Below are 18,915 nucleotides of genomic sequence, written 5' to 3' on the forward strand. Positions count from 1 at the left end.
GTATTGCCATTAAATCAGTAAGTTTGTTTCCTTAACTGCCTGTATGCACAAAAGATTTTTCTCCCTCGCCGCATTCCTGTTCGTGCTTTCAGGTATGGCACCGGCACAAAATGATGATTCTGTCACCATCCGGCGGATCTCCAATGAGATACTGGCCAAAAGTACGGCCTATGACAACCTCCGTTACCTGTGTAAGAAGGTAGGCCCGCGCCTGAGCGGATCACCACAGGCACAAAAAGCCGTGGAAGCAACATTCCGCATGCTGAAAGATGCCGGGGCGGATACGGTTTACCTGCAATCCTGTATGGTTCCGCATTGGGTAAGGGGAGAAAAGGAGCAGGGGTATATACAGGTGGGCGAATGGCACGAAATATCAATTGAAATTATGTGCCCTGGGTAATTCCGAAGGAACCGGGAAGAAAGGGCTTACCGCATCGGTAATAGAAGTACGGAATTTTGAAGAACTTGACCGGTTGGGTACAGACCTGGTCAAAGGAAAGATCGTATTCTTTAATTACCCGATGAACCCTGCCTATGTAAGGTCTTTCATGGCATATGGAGAAAGCGGTTCCTACCGCACAAGAGGCCCGGCCCGTGCCGCAAAATACGGTGCGGTTGGTGTGATGATCCGTTCGCTGGCAAGTAACCTGGATGATTTTCCGCATACCGGTACTACCATCTACAACGATTCTTTTCCTAAAATTCCGGCAGTTGCCATCAGTACCAATGATGCAGAATGGCTGAGCAACCAGCTAAGAAAAAAAATGGTGACCACCGCTTATTTCAGAACCACCAGTACGATGCTGCCCGATGCGCCTTCATTCAATGTGGTGGGGGAGATAAGGGGTACCGAGTTCCCTGCGGAGATCATTACGGTTGGCGGGCACTTAGACAGTTGGGACCTGGCCGAAGGAGCCCAGGATGATGGGGCCGGGTGTGTGCAAAGTATTGAAGTGATCAGGGCTTTTAAAGCGCTCGGTATAAAACCCAGGCGAACCATCCGGGCTGTCATGTTCATGAATGAAGAGAATGGCGGAAGGGGTGGAGCCAAATACCTTGAGGTCGCAAAGGAAAAGAATAAGAAACACATTTTTGCCCTGGAGAGTGATGCAGGTGGCTTTACACCAAGGGGCTTCGGACTGGATATGCCCGAAGAAAAGAGGCAGAAAGTGATAAGCTGGAAAAACCTGTTCTATCCCTATGGCGTGTATGAACTTGCTGCCGGCGGCGGGGGCTCCGATATTGCTCCGCTGAAACAGGTAGGAACAGCCCTGGCGGGCCTCAGCCCGGACAGCCAGCGTTATTTCGACCTGCATCATGCCGCCACCGATACGTTTGAAGCAGTAAGTAAAAGAGAACTGCACCTGGGTGCGGTAAATATGACCGCATTGATCTACCTGGTTGATAAATATGGTTTATAGTGCTTAAATAATAATTTATGGAAGACGTAAAATTGAATGCCGGAACAAAAGAGCAACCCAAAAAGAAAAGTGGTTTCCGGAAATTCCTCCGCTGGTTTGTGTTCATTGTCCTGGTATCTGCTGCCATCTCATTCTGGTGGAAGTATTATTTTGTTTTTGGCGAAGGGGTGAAATCCGGAGAGCTGAACTACGTGGTAAAAAAGGGAAATGTTTTTAAGACATACGAGGGAAAGCTTATCCAGTCAGGCTTTCGTTCCAAAACACCCGGCACCATCAGTTCTTATGAATTTGAATTTTCTGTTACCAACGACAGCATTGCAAACGTACTGATGAATAACAGCGGGAATTATTTCGACCTGCATTATAAAGAATATAAAGGCAGTCTGCCCTGGCGGGGTTTCAGCAAATACATCGTGGATAAGATCATCAGTACGAAACCTGTTGAGCGTTGATCAGCCCGCATGCAGTAAAAATATCACCGGCTTCTTGTGCAGGTCAATTTTCTCTTTTTTCCATCCGGCAATGCTTTTTGTTTTTATATGCTCGTTTTCAGAAGTCAATTCCGATGCAATACAAAGCCGGGTAGCGGGTTTACAGGACTTCAGCAATGTTTCCAGTAACTGGTTATTCCGGTAAGGGGTTTCTATGAATACCTGTGTGCTGTTCTTCTTTTGCGATGCAAGCTCTAAGGAAGCGATCGCTTTACTCCGTTCTGCTGCATCGATGGGCAGGTATCCCAAAAATTCAAACTGCTGGCCGTTCATGCCGCTTGCCATCAGGGCCAGGAGAACGGAACTTGGCCCTACCAGGGGTTTTACGGTTGCATTCATCTCCTGTGCAGCCCCAACCAGGACCTGCCCGGGGTCGGCAATGCCCGGGCAACCTGCTTCGCTGATGATGGCAATATTTTTCCCTTCTTTTATTTTCTGCCTGAATATTTCCAGCATTTCATTTTCTGCCTTGTGGATGGTAAACCATTCATAATCGTCGATAACAATTTCCCTCCAGATACTTTTTAAGAAACGGCGGGCTGTGCGTTCATTCTCGGCAAATATTACAGAAGAATCCTTTACAGCATCAATGATATAGGCAGGTATGGTTTGCACGGCGGTTTCATGCAATACAGAAGGTACCAGGTAAACAGTAGCGGGCTGTCTCATAGATCTAATTTACAGGGGCAGTGATGCCGGCATTTTTTGCATTATATAAACTGATGGTGGCGGCGATCACCGCATAACTGGGGGCAAGTATCCATCCAACGAGCGGCAATATGTGCATCATGTAAAAAATGATCCCGTTGCCGATGGCAAGTCCTTTATGCCTTCCGATGAACAAGATGCTTTGTGAAGTGGAAAGTTTATTTCGTTCACAGCTGTAATCGAGCATCGAAAAGCCGAGATAGTAACATTCGATCAGCAAGGCCAGCAAGGGGGTGACCCATCCAACCAGGGGCACAAAGGATAATACCAGGATGGAAACCGTGTAAACCGTTTGCCAAAGCATGTTTCGCAAAGCCAGGCGGATGCCTCGCAGGATATCCTTCATCAATTGTTTAAGGCTGAATGGAAAATCCTTTCCTTCAATGATCGATTCTGTCTTTTCACTCAAATAGGCAAATAACGGCGAGCCGATGATGAGGAACAGGTATTTGAACAGGGAAAAATAAAATAACAGCAAGACCAGCTGCAGCACCAGTTGCCCGAATATCAGTAAAAAGCTCAGCCAGCTGCTTTCCATCCGCTCCATCCATTCTTTAAGCCCGCTTTTCAGCAGCATGTAGCCAATGGCGCTGTTGCTTGATTTCATGAACAGGTAAATGCCCAGTAAAAAGAGAACGGCATAAATAAGCCCGGGTATGAGTATCCACTTCCATAGCCGGTGTTTTATGATAAAACGGTGCGCATGAAAATAGGCCTGGACAGAAGTGATGATTTCCTTGAGCATGTTTATTTCATTTGGCTATTGGCCCGAATCCGTATTTTAGCTTTAAAGTTAATAATATAATGAAGAAACTGCCGCTTCAATTTTACCAGGGCCCCGATGTGATTTTAATAGCCCGTGAACTTATTGGTAAGGTCATCATTACAGAGATCGGCGGGGTGACCACTTCGGGAAGGATCGTGGAAACAGAAGCGTATATCGGGCTCACCGATAAAGCATCCCATTCATTTGGCGGCAGACGCACGGCCCGTAACGAGCATATGTACGCAAAAGCAGGCACCGCTTATGTATATATATGCTATGGCATGCACCATCTCTTTAATGTGGTCACCAATAAAAAAGAAGTGCCCGATGCCGTACTGGTAAGGGCGGTGGAACCCATCGCGGGAATTGATGTGATGCTGAAACGTACCGGCAAGAGGGTTTTTGATAACACACTTACCCGGGGTCCGGGCAATGCTGCCAAAGCGCTGGGTATTTCCAAAATGCATTCCGGCACAAACCTGCTGGGTGCAGCGATCTATATTGCTGCTGACGGGTATGGATTGAATGAGCAATTGATCGGCGCCAGCAAACGTATCGGCGTGGAGAGTGCAGGCGAAGCAGCTCACTATCCTTACCGGTTCTTTTTAAAGGGCAACCCCTTTGTCAGCGGTTCTCCAACAAAATAAAAAACTCCCGTTACGATCTGTAACGGGAGCTTCGGGATCATTGAATCAATAACCTGTGTTACCGGATCACCACTTCCCCTGTCTTTATTTTTTTGCCACCGGCATCTCTTAATACTACATAATAAACCCCGTGACCGCTGCGGCGCAGGTCAACCTTCTCCAGCTGGTATGGCTGTGATATAGAAAGATCTTTGCTGTAAACCAACTTGCCATCGCTTGCATGTATGGTCAGTTTCTGGGTGGTCCGGTTGGTTGATGAAGCCCCCGGAACATAATAAGACACCGTAAATAAACCGGTATTAGGACTTGGATAGATCCACAGCTTGCTGCTTGCAGAATCTGATATGACAATGCTTGCAGGTAATGATGTGCACGATCCAATAGTGGCTATTACCGTATAAGTACCAAGCTGGTTCACATCAGCCGTGTACGTGTTTCCGGTTGGCGTAATAGAGGTTCCATTCAATGTCCATACCGTGGTGAAACCTGTTGCAGGAGTTACGGATGCTGTGATGGTAGTTGTTCTGCCAGGCAACAGCCTGGTGTATGGGGATGCGGTTAGTGTTACCGAAGGCTGGGCGCTGATAGTAAGTGTAGCACTGGCCGTGTTAACAATACTGCAGGGTGCTGCCCCGGTAACAACAGCACGATAACGGTTGCCATTCATACCCGGTGTAACATTCGTTAATGTCAGTGTGGTTGTGATAGCTCCGTTGTAGATACCTCCGTTCACTACATTGTTCCAGGTTGCACCGCCGTTGGTACTCTCCTGCCATTGATAGGCAGGTGTGGTGCCGGCTGCCAGTGTGCTGAAGCTGGTTGTACCGGTAGCGCAAATAGTGGCATCAGCCGGTGCAGTGGTGATCGTTATTGGTGTGTAAACGGTTATGGTCACTGCAGAACTTGTTGCAGAAGGAGCACAGGTTCCGCTGATGATGCACCGGTATTGATTAGTATTCATTGCAACTGTAACACCTGTCAGTGTTAAGGTATTTGTTGTTGCACCGCCATAGATACCACCGTTGGTTATGTTGGTCCATGAGCCACCACCGTTGGTGCTTTCCTGCCACTGGTACGTTAATGCAGTACCATTGGCAACTACATTGTACGTTTTTACCTGGCCGGCACAAACCGCAGCACCTGTTGCAGGTTGGGTGGTTATTGCCGGGGCAGTATCAACGGTTAATATTGCAGAATTTGAATTTACAGATCCTCCGGGAGGTGCTCCGTTCACAACAACGCGGTATTGATAGCCGGACATACCTGCAGTAACACCCGTTAAAGTTAAGGTCGCTGATGTAGCGCCCGAATATATACCTCCATTGGTGATGTTATTCCAGTTACCTCCGCCATTAGTACTTTCCTGCCACTGGTAAGTTGGTGTAGTACCTGTAACCGCAACCGTAAAGCTGGTTTGTGCGCCTGCACAAATTGTTGTAGCGGATGGTTGAGTAACGATAGTAATTGGAATATTCACTGTTAACACACCACAATTTGATGTTGCCGCCGGTGAACATGTTCCGTTAACAACGCAACGGTATGCATAGCCATTCATCGCTGCTGTTGTTGGATTGATGGTTAAAGTAGCAGTAGTGCCGCCTGAATACGGAGCTGTATTGGGCACATCTATCCATGGACCGCCGCATCCACCGGTACTGTACTGCCATTGGTAAGTAAGTGCCGTACCTGTAGCAGTTATGCTGAAGGCTGCAGGGCTACCGGCATATACAACCGGATTAGCAGGTTGACCGGTGATTGCTGCCGCTGTATTTACAGTAAGTGTTGCAGCCGAAGAGTTTGCAGCACTGCAGCCTGCAGCACCGGATACAACACAACGGTACTGGTTGTTATTCATCACAGCAGTTACACCCGTGAGTGTTAATGTTGTTGTTGTTGCACCACCATATATACCCCCGTTGGTAATATTATTCCATGTACCGCCGCCGTTGGTACTTTCCTGCCATTGATAGGTTGGCGAAGTACCGGTAGCAGCAACCGTGAATGAAGTATTTGTTCCGGCACAAACCGTAGAGTTAACAGGTTGTGTGGTAACCCCGACAGGCGTATTGACTGTCAGTAATCCACAGTTTGAAGTAGCTGTCAATGGGGCACAGATCCCGGTAACGATGCAACGGTAACCATATCCATTAAGAGCCGTGGTTGCCCCGGCAATGGTTAAGCTTGCCGTGGTAGCACCGGAATAAGGAGCTCCGTTGTTAACGTCCACCCATGGCCCTGCACATCCTGCCGTACTGACCTGCCATTGATAGGTTAATGATGAGCCGGTAGTTCCAACGGTGAATGAAGTGGTTTGTGTTGCACAAATGCTGCTGTTAGCAGGCTGTGCGGTTATATTCGGTGCGGTATTTACGGTTAAGATGCCTGCAGTTGAATTAATAGATGCACAGTTGCCATTGATCACGCAGCGGTATTGGTAGTTATTCATACCTGCGGTAACGCCGGTTAATGTTAATGCAGTTGTGGTTGCACCACCGTATACACCTCCATTGATAATATTATTCCATGTACCGCCACCGTTGGTGCTTTCCTGCCACTGGTAGCCCAGTACCGTTCCGCTGGTGGTTATGGAGAAACCTGTATTTTGTCCTGCACATATTGCAGCATTGGCGGGTTGCCCGGTTATAGACATAGCAGATCCTACAGTAAGTAATGCTGCATTCGACGTTGCCGCAGAAGGGCATGTGCCTGTTACGATACAACGGTACTGGTAGTTATTCATACCGAGGGCACTAGGATTGATAGAAAGTGTAGCCGTGGTAACATTTGAATAAGGCGCCCCATTGGCCAGGTTATTCCAGGTACCGCCGCCATTGGTGCTTTCCTGCCACTGATAGGTAAGTCCGCTTCCTGTTGCAGTTACGCTGAAGGTAGCCAGGTTACCGGCGCAGGAAGAAACATTTGATGGCTGACCGGTTATCGCCGGAGCGGTATTCACTGTTAGTACCGCCGCATTCGAATTCAATGAACCACAGGAACTGTTTAGCAAACACCGGTATTGATAGTTGTTCATGCCGGCGGTCACTCCCGGTTAATAGTCATGGTGGCAGTAGTAGCACCACAATATATTCCCCCGTTGGCAATGTTATTCCATGTACCGCCGCCATTGGTGCTTTGCTGCCATTGGTAGGCAATGCTGTACCTGTCACAGTAACACCGAATTGATACCGGATCTGGTGCACAAACAGTAACAGATGGAGGGGGTTGTGTATTGATGACCGTAGCTGCATTAACCGTTAATACAGCGGGATTGGAGTTTACGGTAAATGGTGCAAAGTTTCCTGTTACCACACAGCGGTATTGATAAGTGTTCATACCAATAGTGGCTCCGGTAATGGCCAGGGTTGCTGTTGTTGCACCACTGTACACCCCGCCATTGGAAATATTATTCCAGGGGCCGCCTGCACCAGCAGTGCTTAGCTGCCATTGATAGGTTAAAGGAGCTGTACCTGCAGCTACTACGCTGAAACTGGTATTGGCTCCTGCACATATTGTTGCGTTGGATGGCTGGTTTGTTACAGACGCTGCGGTACATGTTGCAGAAGGAACCGTGGCTGACCAAATGCCACGGCCATGCGTTCCGGCTGCAATGGTACGATCGGAAGAACGATACTTGATCATATCTGTCCGTACATTCGGGAAAGTTGAATTGGCTGCCCAAACCGTACTTGTACCATTGATAAGATCCGTTTCCCAGACACCTGTTTCGGTGGCAATAAAGGCTTTGGTATCGGTATCCGGGTGAAATAAAGCCCACCGTACCGGCATATCGGGCAGGTTGCCATCAATATTCGTCCAGGTAGTACCGCCATTGCTGGTTACCCATACATTTTGTACGCCGTAGTTGGTGAAGCATGCGATCAGGTTCTGGTCATTGGATCCGGTAACGATACAATTGACATAGCCCGCCGGCATACTGGCGCCGCTGTTGAGAACCGTTCCGGCAACCGAGGTACCAACGTTTGCGTTATCAACCTGTACGATAAGCCCGTTGCCCGTACCAAAATAGACCCGGTGGTTGGTATACGGAGATGCATGTACAGCAGAAACATTCTGGCCCGAAAAAGAAGCGGCGCTGATCACTTCGGTGAAAGAACCGGTCTGCGGGTCATTCCATCGTAAGAACGTGCCTGCATTATTACATGCATAAATGATGTTGGTATTGTTGTCATAATCCCAGGGATTCACAAAACGCCCGGTACTCTGGTTGTTAACCGGTGTTGACCAGCTGTTCCCGTTATTAATACTTCTCCGGTAAACATTATAAACGTAAGAGCCAAACTGGTATTGAGGCTGATTCTGGTCAATGGCACTGTAACAACCGTCGCCGCCAACAACCTCAACAGAGCTGTCAAGTCCGGGATGGTTAAGACGGTGCATTCCATTATCCTGTGCCCCGGCAATAAAGTGATTGGGCAAAGTAGGATGAATGGCAATTGAATAAAATTGTTTGAGACGCAATCCTTTGTTACGGTCCCGTATCGTTGTGCCTCCATTGGAAGAATAGTGTACTCCTCCATCGCAGGTAAACATCAGCTTGGTACCACCATCCCACCATTGTATATTATGCTGGTCGGCATGAACATATTGACCGGTACTTGAAGCCCAGGTAGATATCTTAGTCCATGATGCACCTCCATTAGAGGTTTTATGACAATCCAGTCCCCCTACAATGCATTCATCGGGGTTGGCAGGATTGATCCCTACAGACAGGTCGTACCAACCCTGGCCATTTGCCCAGTTCCCGGTTGGCTGGGCGGCAGTAGATGCCCAGTTTTCTCCTCCGTCCGTAGACTTCCATATAGTTGGTACGGCATGACTTGTATTGTCGGGACATGCATACAGCACATTCCCCATGATCCCTAATTCCGTTCTTTGGTTAAAGGTAGTAAACGGGGTTGTTGCTGTTGTCCATCCTGATCCGGAAGTAACGGTAGCAGGGATATCCGTAAAGCGGTAACCCGAAGTGCTGAAAATGCCTGTGGCCACATGCAATCTTCCCGGGCCGGATGTGGAACTGATCTCAAGGTCGCATACACTGGCACCGATGCCGGTGGGTGTAATGGATGTCCACGTGGTCCCGCCATCTGTTGACCGCAACAATCCCGTGTTTCGGGTACCTAAATATACATTGCCCTGGTAATCGCATACTATTCTTGTACCATTGATATAAGTACTGGTGCTGGGAAGAAAGTTCCATGTAACACCGGCATCCGTACTTTTAAATACACCTACTCCTCTTACTGCATCCGCATTTCCATAAGATTCCCCTGTGCAGAAATACATGATATTCTGAAATCCGGGCCTTGGGTCCTGGCAAATGGCTGCTATGGCCAGGTTTGCCAAAAAATCATTTACCAGGGTCCAGTTAGCCGGTGCAACGGTTATATCGGTGGTCTTCCATAGGCCACCATCAACGCCGCCTACCCAAACTGTTTTATGCGTTGGGTCAAGAGAATCCACCATGGCTGCCCGGATCCTGCCCGCGGTCTGGTCATTATTGGGGCGGGGGTTGCCGCCAATGGAAACATCACCATTGGGCCCTCTTTCAATCCACGACAAAGCGGATATTATGTTGGAAGATGATTTTGCCTGTTCGGTCTGCTCGATCGCGATCCTGAGTTTTTCCCAGGGCACTTTACCGGTTGCAAGGTCACGGGTACGCTCAATTTCAAATTCAATGGCTTTATCCGGGCCATCGTATCCATCTGTCTTTTCTTTATGCCCGGTTGATTTTTTTTCCTGGCACCCGTTTGTGAAGGCAAGGGAAGCGATGAGAAAACAAAGAAATACATTCTTTACATGGAAGAATTGTTTCATAAAATTTCCGTTTGATTTTTTGATTTTAGACCGGTAGGAGGAATGACTGTACCTGTACTACCCGGATCTGTTTTTTTGATATTGCAAAAAAGGTTTGTGTTAATGATTGTTCAGCTACCCGGTTGTTTTCAGTAAAGTGAGTAAACTCCGTTGGCCGGAACTTAAACGGTTGCTGAAGAGCAGGATAAGCACAGCATTTACCCGGGCTTAAAAAAAGCAACAATAAAAATGATATCGCACTGGTTTTTTTGATTTGCCGGGTTTTATCAGGACTTTAAAGCCTGAACATGTTTTGAATTAACGGTCTGACAGGCCATTTGAGTATGGAAAATTACAGCTAATTTTTGGCAAAAGTCTGCCGGGGGTTTGATTTTTTAAAACACCCGGTAATAAAAACTCCCGGCAATTGCCGGGAGTTTGTATTAAAATTCCGTATACGGTTTATTTCACTACCACTTCGCCTGTTTTGATCTTATTTCCATTTGCTTCCCTCAGAACCACGTAGTACACTCCACCACCATTGCGGCGCAGGTCTATCTGGTGCAACTGGTATGGCTGGGTAACAGGGTATTCCTTATTAAGTACCCTTCTTCCATAGCTGTCGTAAATGGTGATCATCTGCTTGGTGCTGTTTGTGACAGATGCACCCGGTACATGGTAAGACACGGTAAACAATCCATTGTTCGGAACCGGGTAGATGAACAGCTTTTTGCTGGCAGAATCACGGATGTTCAGCAGTTCTGACTGACAGCTTCCCGAAGCGCTTGAAACAATTACCCTGTAATCGCCGAGCCTGTTAACAGTAGCCACAAGCGTATTACCGGTTTCCGGCTGCTGAGTTCCGTTCAGGTACCATGCAAAGGTCAAACCAGGACCCGGGGTAACATTAACCGTTAAGGTAGTGTTCCAACCTGCCAGTAAACTTGTATAAGGGGCTGCAGTTATTACCGGTTGAGGGGTAACATTCAGCACACCCGCATTTGAATTCACCGCTCCACAGGGAGCTGCACCGCTAACTACGCAGCGGTACTGGCTTCCGTTCATACCGGCTGTGATCCCGGTCAGTGTTAATGTAGTGGTTGTTGCACCGCCGTATACACCGCCATTATTGATATTCGTCCATGGTCCACCGGCACCTGTAGTGCTGATCTGCCATTGGTAAGTTGGTGATGTACCCGTTGCAGCAACGGTGAAGCTGGTACTGCCGGTAGCACAGATATTGGTGGTTACTACCGGTTGGGTAGTAATGGAAACGGGCGTATTTACAGTAAGCGCTGCATTATTGCTGGTTGCAGCAGGTGCACAGGTTCCTGAAATTATACAACGGTATAATGAGCCGCTCATGCCGGCTGTTACACCGGTGATGGTCAATGAAGCAGTGGTTGCACCGCTATATACACCTCCGTTCACAATTGGGGTCCATGGTCCGCCTGCACCGGTTGTACTGATCTCCCACTGATAGGCTGGAGCTGTTCCGTTTGCAGCCACGGTATAGGTAACATTGTTTCCTACACAAAGCGTGGTGGCAGCAGCAGGTTGTGTTGTGATGGAAGGAGCCGTATTCACCGTTAATATAGCTGCCGTTGAGTTGGAAGCGGCACAGGTTGCTGCGCCATTTACCACACAACGGTATTGGTTGTTATTCATGCCCGCTGTAACACCGGTTAAAGTAAGTGTAGCAGTGGTGGCACCGCTGTATACTCCCCCGTTTACTATGTTATTCCAGGATCCGCCGCCATTGGTGCTTTCCTGCCATTGGTAGGCTGGAGTAGTACCCGTTGCAGCAACTGTGAATGTTGTTTGCAAACCGGCACACAATGTAGCGTTAGACGGCTGCGATGTAATAGCTATTGGTGTGTTCACTGTTAATGTCACACAGTTTGAAGTTGCAGCCGGTGCACACGTTCCGGTTATGATGCAACGGTAAGCGGTACCGTTCATTGCAATAGAAGTAGGGTTAACGGTCATTGTTGCCGTGGTAACACCTGAATAAGGTGCCGCATTGGCAAGGTTTGTCCATGGTCCTGCGCAAGACGCTGCACTCTGCCATTGATAGGTAAGGCCTCCACCTGCAGCAGTAACACTGAATGTGGTACTTGCAGCGCCACAAACTACCGAAGCAGCAGGCTGGCTGGAAATGGAAGGAGCCGCATTTACTGTTAATGTTGCAGCATTGGAATTTGTTGATCCGCAAAGAACAGACGCAACACAACGGTATTGATAATTATTCATGGATACCAGAACACCGGTAAGGGTTAAGGTGGCGGTTGTTGCACCGCTGTAAATACCTCCGTTTGTGATGTTGCTCCATGAACCACCGCCATTGGTGCTTTCCTGCCATTGGAAACTGGTAGCAGCTGCCGATGTGATGCTGAAGCTGGTATTGGTTCCAACACAAATCGTTTGTGGATTTGGCTGGGCAGTAATAGAAGGTCCTGCACCCGGATTAACTATGTATGTCAGGATCACCGATTTGATCTCAGCACCTGCTGTACCGGTGATGGTTACCGGGTAGTTGCCCGGTGTTAAAATGTTCATGTTGTTAAGTGTTACCACGGTGCTGTTACCCGGAATAACAGGGTTCACTGAATAAGTAACATTGGTGCCCGGAGGATTGCCGGTTGCAACCAGGTTGATCGGGGTCACAAAACCCAGCACACTGGTTGTTCCAAGGGTGGCAGCGCCAGATGCGGTTCCGCAGGTCACTGAAGTTGGAGCAGCTGGTGGTACAAAAGTAAAAGTAGGGTTACTTGCTGTTATGGTAAAATTGGCATTGGTAATATCAAAGAAAATATTATCAGCAGCTTCCACTTTGATCCGTGCTGTTGTGGTGGCAACAGAAGGAATTGTCAACGCTTCAGAACCATCATTGGGGGTGCTGGCTGAAATTACAGTGGGATATGTATTGCCTCCGTCAGTGGATAAGGAGATCTTCACGTTGGCACAACTGATCGGAGCAGTATTGGTTCCGGCAACGTTCCATGTGATCGTTTGCATGGAACCGCCAGCCCAGGATTCGCCGCCATTGGGGGCAGTTACCAGGAACGGAGCAGTACCTCCTACATTTACCGTGAAGACGGTTGCGGTCTGGCATCCGCCTGCACCACTGGAAGCAACACCGCCGCCAGCAGCTTTGTTGTCACGCACGGTCAGTTTAAACTTCATGGCCCTGGAAACGGGTGATAAAGTTTCTCCTTTCAAACCACCCATCGCAGACGGCGGGTTTGCAGGATATCCTGCCAATATAACTGCAATATCCGGGAAGGTCCTGCTTCCACTTGTTTTTGGAATCCTTGATTTGAACAACGGTACACTGTTGCCCGCAGCAGCAGTTGCCCCGGCATTCCAGGTTGTATTACCGGTTCCGGAAAAATCCCATTGTTCCCAGCAATAGGTCAATGGATCATTATCCGGGTCAGTTGCTGAACCGGTTAACGTGAATGGGGTGCTTACCGGTATGGTCAGGTTATTATTAGCGAGGGCATTAATAATGGGGATCTGGTTTCCGGAGGGGTTTGTTGTTCCGCAGGCAGAACCGGCACCCGAAACGAAGTTGCTGATCTCGTCAAAACTCATCCCATGAAAGAAGGGGTCGCTGTTCGGCTGAATATTTTCTCCGCCGCAGATACCTGCATAGGCCTGTATGGTGGTTCCGCTGCCTGGTTCAAGCTTGGTTGAATTGGGGGAACTGCCGCAACCGGCCATGGTATGGTTGCCGCCAAACTGGTGACCCATTTCGTGCGCTACATAATCAATATCATAAGGATCCCCTGTAGGATTGGGGCTTCCGGTTATACCTCTTGCTTTTGATGAACCACAAGGTGAATTCAATTGAGCCAATCCACCGCCACCGGTACTGAAGGTGTGGCCAATATCATAGTTGGGCGATCCGATAAAGTTATCGCAAACCGTCTGGCTTTCGTTTATTAAAACGTTTGCATTGTTGTTCCCGGTAAATGGATCGGTAGCTGCATCTAAAAATTCAACGTTGCCGTTGGTGGCTACCAGTGTCATGCTTATGGCCAACTCTGTTCTGTAAACGCCTACCACCCTGTTTACGGATGTTACGATCGCATTGTGCAGGATCACCGGGTTGGTGCCCGCATTGATGCCGGGTGCCTGGGCGTATTCACCGGTACATGCCACAGCCAGCCGGTAAGTCCTCATTTCTGTTCCGCGGCAGGCAGCGGTAATGATATTATTGATGGGTGTTGGAGCATAATCAGGCACATCACAGGCCCAGGCTCCTTTCGTATAAGGGAGGTCTTTTCTGAAATAGCTTATTAATTCAGTGGTATGACCTACTGCATACGGATCTATGTAGTATGAACCGTTAACGGTTAAGACCTGCGCATGAAAACCACGGGGGCCATAATCGAACCGGATACTGGCATAGGGGTCGTTAATACCCCTGGCCGGCAAATGTTTTTATCTCAGGAAATTTTGCTTCCAGGCCGGGTTCCTGGATGCTGCTCTCCCAAACCCTGAAACGGGCAACCCTTCCGTCGGGCATGGGGATCTCCATTACGGGAGCCGTGTTGGGGTTTATGTTTTTTTCTGAGGGAAGAGACCAAAGAAATGATCTTAACTGGTTATTGTCAGCTTTAATGGTCTGGTATTTTGTTGGTACAATCACCCGTTTGCTTCCGCTGGCCAGCGAGATCGCATTTTCACTGACTGCAGTAAAAAATGCGTTTTGTGCCGAAAGGGAAATGGAAACAGAAAAAAGTACCAAAGCGATAAATGAAATCCGGTAGATTTTTTTCATACTCTGTTTGTTTATAAAGGAATAAAAATTTTAATGGTTCTTTTAAAAAAATTCGATGCCCGGCAATGGGGAACCGACTGAATCAATTCCTGCCGACCGTACAATCAGTCTCTGATGTCAAAATGAAAATGTGCAACTGAAACCATGCAGAAAACAAGTCAAACCGTTCTTTTCTTTTCAGCACATTTTTCTTTGTTTTCTTAAAACTTAGGGCATGGAATTCCCTGGTACTCTGCCGGCCGCTTGATGAAGATCAGGGAAAATTCCGATCCTCCGCGTGAGGCAGTAGCTGCCTTCAAACTGGAAATATTAAAATCATAGCTGGCGCCGATACGCAGTCCGCCAAACTCAATGCCGACATATGGAACGATGGCATCGTTGAAGCGAACCCAGCTGCCAATATATAGACTGCTCGGGTTTTCTGCTTCCTGGTTCAAATTGACGGCCAGGGCAGCGCCCACTGTTGTTTCGCTTGCCTTATTTTGTATCTGGTGGATCAGGGAAGTATGAACGGTCAGCAGGTCAGATAAAGGGAACGAGCCGCCGCCGTGAATGGAGATACGTCCACTCAGGTACCAGTTCTTATCCTTAAAACCAACTTTTGGCCGGTTGATATGATACATGGATGCCCCTAAATAGAAATTATTCTGGCCATTGGTGGAACCGGAATAGAGCAAACCGGCATTGACATCAAAATAACTTTGGTTGTTGCCGTTCGTAATAAGATCCGAAGTGGTTCCTGTAAACCCGTTTTGCGTAAGCATATCTTCAAAGGTCAGTTTGCTTACATCCAGGTTAAGGCTGGAGTAGGTGGCCTGGAAACCTGCACCAATGGTGCTGTAGCCATTTTCATCCAGTGCCTTGTGATAAGACATGGACAACGAACCGTAATTCAACTTTAATATATTGTTGGCGCTTGCATCGGTCAGACCTGAAATGCCGATCCCAAATACATCCCCACCGGGTATCTTACTTTTTAAGATCGGGAAATCCAGCGAGGCGCTTGTGGTCACGTATGCTTTTGGAATGGATGGCCACTGATCCCGGTGGTTTGCAGCCAGGCGCCATGTGCCGCTGAACTTACCGGTAAAGGCAGGGTTCAACGTAAGCGGGGATGCAAAAAACTGTGAAAAATGGGGATCCTGGGCTGTAACCGAAAGGGTAAGCAATAGGGCACTTGCAAAAACTATTAATTTTCTCATTTTTATTGACTGTTCAGAACCCTAAAGATAGGGATTTGCGGTAAAAAGCTGCATAGAATTAATTCGGGATTTTGAAGAGATTTTCCGATCCGGCTCAACCGGTTGATCTGCCAAGGCATAGGCAGGAATTATTTTGATAATACCAGGCTGATATTCAGTAATTAAGGATTAATTCTGCATCTTGGAACCAAATGCCAGGTCCCCGGCATCACCAAGGCCCGGAACGATGTATCCCTTGGCGGTGATCTCGTCATCAATATCCCCACACCAGATCGTGGATTTTGGGAAGGCCCGTTTAACGTATTCGATACCTACCGTACAGGCGATGGCACAAACAATGTGGAGCTCTTTAATGGTGCCTTCTTCCTTTAAAAAATCAATGGCTTTCACCAGGGATGAGCCGGTGGCGATCATGGGGTCGCTGATGATCAGTATCCGGCCTTCGATCTCGGGGCAGCTCATGTATTCCAGCCTGATCTCAAAACTGCCATCGGGGTGATGCTTCCGGTATGCACTGATGAATGCATTATCTGCTTTGTCAAAAAAATTGAGCAGACCGTTGTGCATGGCCAGCCCGGCACGTAAAATAGTTGCCAGTACGGGTTGTTCTGCCAGCACCCTGCTTTTGCTGGTGCCAAGGGGAGTGGTTATTTCCTTTTCCTGCCAGGGCATTTTCTTACTGATCTCATAGCCGGCTACCTCTGCGATCCGTTCAAGGTTCCGCCTGAAACGCATCCGGTCATTCTGAATATCAATATCCCTTAACTCACCTATCCAGTTGCTCACCAGGGAATGTTCTTCGCTGAGGTTGATTGTCATTGCTTGCAGTTTTGTGTTTTACAGCAAAACCAGACAAAACTAAAATAAAAAAAGCAGCATCGGGCTATTTTTTAACACAGTATTTCACAAAAATGTAGTTTTATTGTATTCAAAATAACGCAAATGAAAAGAGCGATCTTACTGGCTTCAATCGCAACAATGGCCTGCATGGGCTGCAGCAGCGGGGATGATAAAACGGCGGATAAGGCCAAATCCAAAGACAAGTACGAGCAAACCAAGGAAACACTGGAAGAAACCGAAAAGAAAAATCCCCGGCGTTTTTTAAGTGTGAGTGGCCACGATAAGAAGAACCTGTGGCGGCAAACGGTAATTAAAGGAACCATTTCCAACAATGCAAAAGTGGCCAGCTATAAAGATGTGGATGTAGAACTTTCCTTTTACAGCAAAACTGGGGCGTTGCTTGAAAAAGACCATGAGGTCATCTATGAGACCATTGCACCGGGGAGTAAAGCCGATTTCAAGACCAGGTATTTTGCACCAAAGGGCACAGACAGCGTGGCGTTGAGGATAGTAGCGGCCAAAACGGAGTAGATATTTTTTTCTTATACAAACCGGAATGCATCGCCGTCAAACAGGCCCCGGTCACTTAGTTTTACATGCGGTATCACCAGCAATGCCATGAAAGACAGGGTCATGAAAGGTGCTGCCAGCGTTGACCCCATCTCTTCCTTCACCATTTTATCAATGGCCGTATAAGCAGCAGCTACCTTATACCCGTCCTCATTGCTCATTAAACCGGCAACGGGCAACCCCAGCACTTTTTCCTTGTTTTCATAAACGGCACTCACGCCCCCTTTTTCTTTAATGACCAGGTTCACTGCGTTCATGATGCTTTCGTCATCCACGCCCACTGCAACAATATTATGACTGTCGTGTGCAACAGAAGAAGCGATGGCTCCTTTCTGTATCCCGAAATTTTTAATGAACGCTTTGGCAACCGGGGCATCTTTATAACGGTTCACCACAACGATCTTTAGAAGATCATTTGCTGTATCGCTTTCATACGAACCGCCCTCCATGAGCGGTTTGCACAATACCTTATTGGTTATTAACTGGCCATCCAGTGCTTCTATGGCATACATATTTTCTTTGAGACCGGAGGCCTGGAACCGGAAGTCTGAAATGTTCTTTTCCCTGCAATTAAAATTATTCAATAAAACCGGTGAATGCCCAATGACCAGTGACCTTCCTTTATCCGCAACCAGTTTGCCGTCAATATAGTTCTGAATAACATTGAAATTTTTGAGATCTTCCACCACGATAAGATCTGCTGCATCGCCTGCTTTCAACAACCCGACATTCATTTTGTAATGCTCCACCGGGTTGATGCAGGCAGCCTGCAATACCTTAAAAACATCAATGCCTTTTGCAACCGCTCTTGCACACAGTTGATTGATATGCCCGTCGGCCAGGCTGTCCGGGTGCTTGTCATCGCTGCAGAACATCATCATCGCATAATGTTCATGCAGGAGACCGGCCAGGGCTTCAAAGTTTTTGGCAGCGCTTCCCTCCCGCACCAGGATCTTCATTCCGTAATTCAATTTATCCAGCGCTTCTTCTGCCGTAAAACACTCATGGTCGGTTGATATGCCTGCATCAATGTATTTCTTTGCATCAGCACCCCGCAATCCCGGTGCATGCCCATCCACCGGCTTGCCGTATTTTTTTGCCGAAGCGATCTTTTCATGCACTTCTTCATCGCCGTGCAGCACACCCGGGAAGTTCATCATCTCACTCAGGTAATTTATTTCTTCTTTTTGCAGCAGCTTGTCTACATCGGCTGCATTGAGCGCTGCACCTGCTGTTTCAAAAACAGTGGCCGGTACGCAACTGGGCGCCCCGAAATGAAATTTGAAGGGGACGGTCTTCCCGTTCCCTATCATGAATTCGACCCCCGCCATACCACATACATTGGCAATCTCATGCGGATCACTGATGGTTCCTACGGTGCCATGCACCACGGCCAGTTTTGCAAATTCGGAAGGCACCAGCATGGAACTTTCAATGTGGACATGGCTGTCTATAAAGCCGGGAAGGATATAGCCTGCCTGTCCGGTAGGCAGGTTTGGGGTTGGGAGTTCAGAGATGGATACAATTTTCCCGTATTCAACAGCTATCTCTCCATAGAAAATGGTTTTTGACGGGATGTCAACAATATTGCCCTGTATCTTAAATTTATCCATATGCCTGGCCTTTAATTTTTACCAAAGGTAGATGGTGCCGGATAAAAGGGA

Annotated in this window: 12 protein-coding genes and 1 pseudogene; 4 read left to right on the forward strand and 9 right to left on the reverse strand. The window is 47.9% G+C overall.

The annotated features are described in order from the left end of the window. The first annotated feature begins 43 nt into the window (after positions 1 to 43). Both IPJ02_12345 and IPJ02_12350 read left to right on the forward strand, forming a co-directional pair. A pseudogene (locus tag IPJ02_12345) lies at positions 44 to 1,421 on the forward strand (M20/M25/M40 family metallo-hydrolase). A 17-nt stretch (positions 1,422 to 1,438) separates the two neighbouring features. Next, positions 1,439 to 1,873, forward strand: a complete 435-nt coding sequence (locus tag IPJ02_12350) for a hypothetical protein (GenBank protein MBK7376313.1) — start codon at positions 1,439 to 1,441, stop codon at positions 1,871 to 1,873. Here the strand turns inward: IPJ02_12350 and IPJ02_12355 are convergent, their stop codons facing one another. Both IPJ02_12355 and IPJ02_12360 read right to left on the reverse strand, forming a co-directional pair. After that, positions 1,874 to 2,581, reverse strand: coding sequence for an SAM-dependent methyltransferase (locus tag IPJ02_12355; GenBank protein MBK7376314.1), 708 nt, complete (start codon positions 2,579 to 2,581; stop codon positions 1,874 to 1,876). A 4-nt stretch (positions 2,582 to 2,585) separates the two neighbouring features. Beyond that, positions 2,586 to 3,365, reverse strand: coding sequence for an EI24 domain-containing protein (locus IPJ02_12360; protein MBK7376315.1), 780 nt, complete (start codon positions 3,363 to 3,365; stop codon positions 2,586 to 2,588). Between the two features lie 59 nt (positions 3,366 to 3,424). On the opposite strand from IPJ02_12360, the gene IPJ02_12365 reads away from it, so the two are divergent. Continuing rightward, positions 3,425 to 4,033, forward strand: coding sequence for a DNA-3-methyladenine glycosylase (locus IPJ02_12365; protein MBK7376316.1), 609 nt, complete (start codon positions 3,425 to 3,427; stop codon positions 4,031 to 4,033). Between the two features lie 58 nt (positions 4,034 to 4,091). Here the strand turns inward: IPJ02_12365 and IPJ02_12370 are convergent, their stop codons facing one another. The 6 genes from IPJ02_12370 to upp form a co-directional block, all read right to left on the reverse strand. Beyond that, the gene (locus IPJ02_12370; protein ID MBK7376317.1) at positions 4,092 to 7,040 is read right to left on the reverse strand and encodes a hypothetical protein; all 2,949 of its coding nucleotides are present in this window, start codon (positions 7,038 to 7,040) and stop codon (positions 4,092 to 4,094) included. A gap of 32 nt (positions 7,041 to 7,072) precedes the next feature. Further along, positions 7,073 to 9,871, reverse strand: a complete 2,799-nt coding sequence (locus IPJ02_12375) for a hypothetical protein (protein MBK7376318.1) — start codon at positions 9,869 to 9,871, stop codon at positions 7,073 to 7,075. Positions 9,872 to 10,312: 441 nt separating this feature from the next. Further along, positions 10,313 to 14,293 (reverse strand): hypothetical protein, encoded by a 3,981-nt coding sequence (locus IPJ02_12380; GenBank protein ID MBK7376319.1) that lies wholly within the window; start codon positions 14,291 to 14,293, stop codon positions 10,313 to 10,315. Continuing rightward, positions 14,274 to 14,639 carry a hypothetical protein gene (locus IPJ02_12385; protein ID MBK7376320.1) on the reverse strand — a complete coding sequence of 122 codons (366 nt, stop codon included), beginning with the start codon at positions 14,637 to 14,639 and terminating at the stop codon, positions 14,274 to 14,276. Before IPJ02_12385 ends, IPJ02_12380 begins: the two co-directional genes overlap by 20 nt. 200 nt (positions 14,640 to 14,839) lie before the next feature. After that, positions 14,840 to 15,841: a PorP/SprF family type IX secretion system membrane protein gene (locus tag IPJ02_12390; protein MBK7376321.1), complete on the reverse strand. Its 1,002-nt coding sequence runs from the start codon at positions 15,839 to 15,841 to the stop codon at positions 14,840 to 14,842. 168 nt (positions 15,842 to 16,009) lie between these two features. Then, positions 16,010 to 16,660 (reverse strand): uracil phosphoribosyltransferase, encoded by a 651-nt coding sequence (gene upp / locus IPJ02_12395; protein MBK7376322.1) that lies wholly within the window; start codon positions 16,658 to 16,660, stop codon positions 16,010 to 16,012. Positions 16,661 to 16,783: 123 nt separating this feature from the next. Between upp and IPJ02_12400 the strand changes: the two genes are divergently transcribed. Beyond that, positions 16,784 to 17,212 carry a hypothetical protein gene (locus tag IPJ02_12400; protein ID MBK7376323.1) on the forward strand — a complete coding sequence of 143 codons (429 nt, stop codon included), beginning with the start codon at positions 16,784 to 16,786 and terminating at the stop codon, positions 17,210 to 17,212. A gap of 11 nt (positions 17,213 to 17,223) precedes the next feature. Here the strand turns inward: IPJ02_12400 and ade are convergent, their stop codons facing one another. Further along, on the reverse strand, positions 17,224 to 18,864 hold the full coding sequence (gene ade / locus IPJ02_12405) for an adenine deaminase (GenBank protein ID MBK7376324.1): 1,641 nt from the start codon (positions 18,862 to 18,864) through the stop codon (positions 17,224 to 17,226). Positions 18,865 to 18,915 lie beyond the last annotated feature (51 nt).

Source organism: Chitinophagaceae bacterium (genome assembly GCA_016710165.1).
In the GTDB taxonomy this organism is placed as follows: domain Bacteria; phylum Bacteroidota; class Bacteroidia; order Chitinophagales; family Chitinophagaceae; genus Ferruginibacter.

Coding starts and splice junctions, on each gene's coding strand:
- upp (MBK7376322.1), bottom strand. CDS start 16,660: ATGACAATCAACCTCAGCGAAGAACATTCCCTGGTGAGCAACTGGATA.
- IPJ02_12360 (MBK7376315.1), bottom strand. CDS start 3,365: ATGCTCAAGGAAATCATCACTTCTGTCCAGGCCTATTTTCATGCGCAC.
- IPJ02_12375 (MBK7376318.1), bottom strand. CDS start 9,871: ATGAAACAATTCTTCCATGTAAAGAATGTATTTCTTTGTTTTCTCATC.
- IPJ02_12350 (MBK7376313.1), top strand. CDS start 1,439: ATGGAAGACGTAAAATTGAATGCCGGAACAAAAGAGCAACCCAAAAAG.
- IPJ02_12355 (MBK7376314.1), bottom strand. CDS start 2,581: ATGAGACAGCCCGCTACTGTTTACCTGGTACCTTCTGTATTGCATGAA.
- ade (MBK7376324.1), bottom strand. CDS start 18,864: ATGGATAAATTTAAGATACAGGGCAATATTGTTGACATCCCGTCAAAA.
- IPJ02_12390 (MBK7376321.1), bottom strand. CDS start 15,841: ATGAGAAAATTAATAGTTTTTGCAAGTGCCCTATTGCTTACCCTTTCG.
- IPJ02_12365 (MBK7376316.1), top strand. CDS start 3,425: ATGAAGAAACTGCCGCTTCAATTTTACCAGGGCCCCGATGTGATTTTA.
- IPJ02_12385 (MBK7376320.1), bottom strand. CDS start 14,639: ATGAAAAAAATCTACCGGATTTCATTTATCGCTTTGGTACTTTTTTCT.
- IPJ02_12400 (MBK7376323.1), top strand. CDS start 16,784: ATGAAAAGAGCGATCTTACTGGCTTCAATCGCAACAATGGCCTGCATG.